Origin of the sequence: Exiguobacterium sp. s150 (assembly GCF_018618435.1) — a bacterium.
GTDB lineage: Bacteria > Bacillota > Bacilli > Exiguobacteriales > Exiguobacteriaceae > Exiguobacterium > Exiguobacterium alkaliphilum.
This window is the reverse complement of record NZ_JACSMC010000098.1, coordinates 1-311: the sequence shown is the minus strand read 5'-3', so window position 1 is coordinate 311 and position 311 is coordinate 1. Positions and strand designations below refer to the sequence as shown.

At 44.7% G+C, this 311-nt stretch carries 1 protein-coding gene; it reads right to left on the bottom strand.

Annotated elements, in window-relative coordinates; all coding sequences use genetic code 11:
• On the bottom strand, positions 1-266 hold a 266-nt coding region (locus KNP76_RS16120; RefSeq protein WP_214845056.1), incomplete at its 3' end, for a hypothetical protein.
• Positions 267-311: the final 45 nt, after the last annotated feature.

The following is a 311-nucleotide window of genomic DNA, read 5'->3' as shown; positions in this document are numbered from 1 at the left end:
ATATACAACTTGAAAATGAAATTCCGTCGCGCTTCTCGTTGTGCTCTTGTCTTGATGTACGGATTCTCTTTTTCGTATTCGATGATGTCGCTTTCGAGAAAGAGTGCCGTCCGATTGTTCGCGACATATTGTACTGGGAGAGGGAATTTGTTCTCTCCTTTTTTGTCGTGAATACTTTGTCTTGGCATATCCCAACGAACAGAAAGGTCGGCGATCGTGAGTAGTTTTGGTATGTCATTCGGCTTGGTCATTCGTGGTCGCTGCATGTTGTTTTCGTCCCTTCACGAGATATCGAAGATAAGGAGTGCCCA